Below are 3850 nucleotides of genomic sequence, written 5' to 3' on the forward strand. Positions count from 1 at the left end.
ACGTCCTTTAGGCAGAGGGTAATGGCAAAAGTCTTTTTGACTACGTCTTGGGATATGGAGCGTATAGCGCCTTATCTGGAAGACATCATTGCATCCTTTAGAGAGTATGTAGAGCGTTTCAAACATGAAATCACGTTGCAGGAACTGATTGAAGCGATTTGCAGTGGCAAGAAACAATTATGGCTTGTTTTGGATGATGACGAGCGATTTTTAGCGGTCGTCACGACCCAGATACAACAGACAGTTTTAGGAAAGAAGCGTGCTCTGATTTGTGAATGTAGTGGCAAGGGCGTTCTTAATTTGGTTGATAATTTGCAAGTTGCAGAGGATTGGGCGCGTGAGAATGGGGCTTTTGAGATAGAGATTTTAGGGCGTTTAGGTTGGAAGCGCGCATTGGACAAGCAAGGCTATAGCATAGGGATGCTTTATTATAGGAAGGAATTGTGACATGGGGAGCAAGACACCAACAACGACAGAACAGAAGCAGGTACAAACAAGCGCCCCTCCCGCTTGGATGGAGAATGTATTTAAGCGTGGTGGTGCGGATGCGTATAACATGTATGACACAGGGATGGGTGGTAATGTGTATGGAGGACCTCGTGTTGCTCCGTTAAGTTATCAAACGCGCTATGGAATTGGTGGTCTTGGAAGTATTCCACAGCATTATCAAAATCGCTCTTTGATGAATACAATCTATAATCCAACGTCGGCAGCCATGAATCTTCGACATATGGCTTCTGGTGGTATGGTTGGGCAGAATCCGTCTTTTAATGCCGCTCTTCAAAATAGCTTAGACCGTGCAAGAGATACGATTAACAGTTCTTTTGCAGGTGCTGGTCGTTATGGGTCCGGTGCACATACAGGTGTATTGGCAAATGAACTTGGTGCTTTGTCCACAAGTGCTACAGCAGACCAGTATAATCGTGATGCAGACCGCATGATGCAAGCCAATGCCATGATAGACCAAGCCAATCAAAATCAGTTGGGAGCCTCAAATAACTTCTTACAGGGTTATGGCAATGCCTATTCCAATGCCATACAGGGGGGAGGTGTGCTTGATGCCCACAATCAACGCCTTGTTGATGCCAATCGTGAACGTTGGCTGGAACAAGACAATAGCGGCTGGAATAGGTTGAATATGCTTATGAACGCCGGTCATGGTTTTGCAAGAAATTACGGCACGACAACGAATAATAATACAGCCTCTATGATGCAAGGCAATAGCCCATGGAAAAATGCAGGAGCTATAGGTTCTCTGGCACTTCAAGCAGCACCAATGGCTTTTGGTTACATGGCAGGTGGTCCAATGGGAGCAGCGTTGGCAGCAGGAGCCCCCTATGCTTTTTTAGATTACATGAATCAGAAACAATAGCTGTATAATCATTAAACGATAATTTTAAAAGGAGAGCGTGATGGCATTTCCATTATTATTTCCATTAGCTGGGGCAGCAATTGGGGCAGGAATTAGATATGGACCTCATATTTTTAGGTTTTTTGCTCCTAAAGTGGTTACAGGGGCTAATAGATTAGGACAATTAATTGCAAAAGGCGCAAAGCATCCTTCGTCTATCGGTGCGAGTTTGGGAACTGCGATGATGCTCAAGAGAAACACTGATCTAAAAAAACAAAATTTACAGAATAGTCTGAATCCATATGGACCATTTATGCCCTATACGGCTCCTAAAGCGGAGATGCCTCTTGGAGTTGATCAACAGCCTCCTATGCCAAATGCACTGGAGGAAGCCCCAGAAGATCTTAAACCTAAAGTTGATGTACCCCAAGCACAGCCATTAGAAACTTCATCACAAACACCTCCTCGTGAACCGACAGATGCAGAGAAATTTTTACAGTCCAATACTTATAAGTTTTTTCAATCAGATGCGTATCAGAAGCTCAAAGATCTTTTTGCAGGTATGGCGGCAGCACCCACAGATGGTTCTGGATGGGATGCGCTAGCAAGTGGTGTGAAGCATCTTAATGAAGGAGATAAGGAAAGAGGGCAGGTTAACCAAACTGTCGAGTATCTGAAATCTAAAGGATATAGCGAAGAAGAAGCTGCTGTCATGGCACGGAATCCTCAAATGCTTAGTGCGATGCTAACAGGTGGTGATACTCCTAAATTACTTGCGGGGCATGAATGGTATACCGATCCAGAGACAGGTAAACGTGGACAGAGACCGATGGAAGGGTCTCTACAGAAACTTGAATATAATCAGAAGCTACAAGCACAGAAAGAGTGGGAGGGTAGAAGGATAACAAATATGTTCGCCACCAAGAATCAGTTGAGAGCTGGATTAAATGATCTGAAAGCTGCTTTTGAACTCATTCAAAAAGGTAAGGCTACAGGATTTAAGGGGTGGTTTATGAAAAAAGCTGGTGGAAGTGATGCGTACAACTTAGACAAATTATTGGAGGGAATTAGAGGTGGTGTTCTAAGGACGGTATTTGAGAACCTAAAATCAATGAGTCCTAGCGGAACAGTAGGAACTGGTCCTATATCAAATTTTGAAAGTCAGGCACTATCATCAATGTTTGGTTCTTTGGATGTTGGGCGAGATAAAGAGGGATTGGAGAGGACTTTAAAAGTAATTAAAACAGCATTTGATTTTTTCAATAGGCATAATGATCTTCAACTGTACAACGCATTAACAGGTCAGCCTATAGATACGCCCCAAGAAATCTCTGATAAATATTTTGTAGATTCACCGATGTCACAAGGGGATTGGGCAAATGCACCAGTAGTGAATAATACAGAAGAAGCTAATAAATTGCCTTCTGGAACAAAGTTTATCTTAAACCACAATGGTATTAAATATAAAGCTGTTAAGGGATAGATTATGCCTCATTATAATAATGCTTATCGAGAGTCTTTTCCTAATTTTGGTCCTAGCGTGAAGATTATTCAACGTATTCCTGATGATGAATATGGTAAGTTAAGGGGGGAAACGTTACCAGACTTTGGTCCTGATATAAAAATTATTGGACGTATTCCTGATAATGAATATGAAAATTTTGGAGGGTACGAAACATCACCGCAACATCCCGAAATCACGCAAAGTGAAGCTTTTTGGAACTCTTTAAAGCATGGATTGAGTTTTAATTTAGATGATGAGATTGCGGGGATTACAGCGGCAGGACGTGATTCTGATGATCAGTGGGCAATAAGTGCTTTTTTGAATGGGCTTTACAACTATTGGACTGGAGATAAGAAAACCATAGAAAAATATGAGAAAGAAGCCAATAGAATACGTGATTATTATCGTAGGATGAGTGATCAACATTATTGGACTTCTTTTGCTGGAAATGCTTTAGGGTCGGCAATCCCTTCACTTGCGACGTTAGGGGGAGGATTGTTAGCCTCAGGAGCACGCCTTGTAGCGCCTACACTTGCAAGGAATATTGCGGGGTCAAAATTCGGTCAAGCATTTTTGAAAGCAGGTCAGTCATTTCCAAGTCGATTTGCAAGTCCGTTTTTAGGCATCACGAACAAAACAACATTGCCTCATTTGCTTAAAGTAGGTGCAGCATCTGGTGCATTACATGGAGCGGGAGAAGGTGAAGGACTTGGTAATACACTTACAAGTACGTTATCTGGTGCAGGTTTAGGAGTGGGTGGGGCATTAGCTGGAAGTGCTTTAGCTCATTTAGCTGGTTATCCGGTAAGCGGAATACGAAGACTTTTTTCTCCTTCTCATACGAAAGAAGGTGTTTCAAAAGATACGTTAAGAGCAATCAGTAAACATTTAGGCAATGAAGCTTCTGAAGAGCTAGGAGAATCTTTTAAAAAAGCAGTTTCTACCGATTACGTAGCTGATCATAGTCCTTTTTTACAAGATCTTGTTTTTGATAT

The 3850-nt window shown here is 42.2% G+C and carries 3 protein-coding genes and 1 pseudogene; all 4 read left to right on the plus strand.

Translation table 11 applies throughout. The features are described from left to right. The first annotated feature begins 21 nt into the window (after positions 1-21). The gene (locus ABID23_RS07580; protein ID WP_354190851.1) at positions 22-447 is read left to right on the plus strand and encodes a hypothetical protein; all 426 of its coding nucleotides are present in this window, start codon (positions 22-24) and stop codon (positions 445-447) included. Between the two features lies 1 nt (position 448). Beyond that, a complete protein-coding gene (gene bgtD, locus ABID23_RS07585) occupies positions 449-1372 on the plus strand; it encodes a BaGTA-type gene transfer agent maturation protease BgtD (RefSeq protein WP_354190847.1) in 924 nt (307 codons plus the stop codon). Positions 1373-1412: 40 nt separating this feature from the next. Beyond that, entirely contained in the window at positions 1413-2834 is a 1422-nt protein-coding gene (locus ABID23_RS07590) for a hypothetical protein (protein WP_354190849.1), read from the plus strand. 3 nt (positions 2835-2837) lie between these two features. After that, a pseudogene (locus ABID23_RS07595) lies at positions 2838-3850 on the plus strand (hypothetical protein); the annotation flags it as partial.

Source organism: Bartonella silvatica, assembly GCF_040545155.1.
GTDB classification, from domain to species: Bacteria; Pseudomonadota; Alphaproteobacteria; order Rhizobiales; family Rhizobiaceae; genus Bartonella; species Bartonella silvatica.